This window comes from Pseudomonas sp. SJZ080, from assembly GCF_007828295.1.
Lineage (GTDB): Bacteria > Pseudomonadota > Gammaproteobacteria > Pseudomonadales > Pseudomonadaceae > Aquipseudomonas > Aquipseudomonas migulae_A.
Genome location: NZ_VIUK01000068.1, coordinates 1 through 1169, shown reverse-complemented (window position 1 = coordinate 1169; position 1169 = coordinate 1). Strand labels below are relative to the sequence as shown.

General features: G+C 48.8%; 2 protein-coding genes. Both read left to right on the top strand.

Translation table 11 applies throughout. The annotated features are described in order from the left end of the window. The first annotated feature begins 228 nt into the window (after positions 1 to 228). The gene (locus FBY04_RS32250; RefSeq protein WP_256667221.1) at positions 229 to 822 is read left to right on the top strand and encodes a TNT domain-containing protein; all 594 of its coding nucleotides are present in this window, start codon (positions 229 to 231) and stop codon (positions 820 to 822) included. A gap of 16 nt (positions 823 to 838) precedes the next feature. Continuing rightward, complete coding sequence (locus FBY04_RS32245; RefSeq protein WP_145319744.1) at positions 839 to 1096, top strand: hypothetical protein; 258 nt, start codon at positions 839 to 841, stop codon at positions 1094 to 1096. Positions 1097 to 1169 lie beyond the last annotated feature (73 nt).

The following is a 1169-nucleotide window of genomic DNA, read 5'->3' as shown; positions in this document are numbered from 1 at the left end:
CTTGAAATATCGTTCACCGAGGGAGTTCAGGCGCTTAGCGGGAACATCAATTTAACGGGGAGTTGGTGTCCGGTTTGGTAGGGGCAAGTCCAGTCAGTTAGCTACTCATTATTGTATAAAGATATCTACCCTGAAGACGCCGCGAATGCTGAGGCAATTTTGGAGGGGTTGGATTCGGAGAGTATTACAAGAGATGCTGCGATAACCGCAATAGCAAAAGAGTCGGGCTTGACTCGTGCCGAGATCGAGATTCGCTACGACCTTGTGATGTCCTACCACGCCGCAGTCTCCGCTTTAGCAGGGCTTTACGGGCTTCAGTCTTTAGCTTATGAGATACCATCGCCTTCTAAAGGGGCAAATGGCGGGGTACGGGCGCCAGTAGCCAACCCGACGCCAGCACAAATTGCCACTGCTGATAGGTTGGGAGTTGATCCTCGGTGGGTGAAACCTGACGGAAGTCCCGATTGGCCAACAAAAGCGAATAATGGTTTTGACGGTGGGTTCAATGGGCCGCCGACGATTACTGCGCTTCAGCCAGGCCATACGTTTGACAGGTATGATGGCCGTTTTGATGAGAAAGGTAACTTTACTGATCAGGGTAAATTTGTGGCCCCGATAGACGTGCCGTTTGATCAACGCGCGTTGCCTGACTCAAGTCTGAAATCACCCTATAGGCAGTATGAGGTCTTAAAGCCTATCCCTGAGGTAAACTCTGGAAACGCAGCTCCTTGGTTTGGAAAGCCTGGCATGGGGACTCAGTATCAATTACCTATGAGTATTGATGAGTTGGTGAAGGAAGGTTTCATCAAACCGATAAAATAACCTGAGGGTAGCAACAATGAACCTTGAGCAGTTAGCCGATTATTTTTTCAAATATGCACGCGAGCAGGGAAATCCATATGAGAAATTTCCTTTAGGAACTGAAGTGGAGGAGTTTGGTGCCCCCTATATTGAGATTTCTGATGCTGGGAAGTTGGCCATTGTTGCGAAAGATCGCGGTGAAGAATGTCTAAGGAAAGAAACGACGTCCCCGGAGGTGTTGGCCAAATGGGTGTATGAGATTTTCAATAAGGATGAATCGCCCCGGGTTTTCTAGACACTCTCCAGGCTCGCTGCGTAACGCTTTTCAAACTCTACCGGTGACAGCTGATTGTTGAAACTGTGACGTC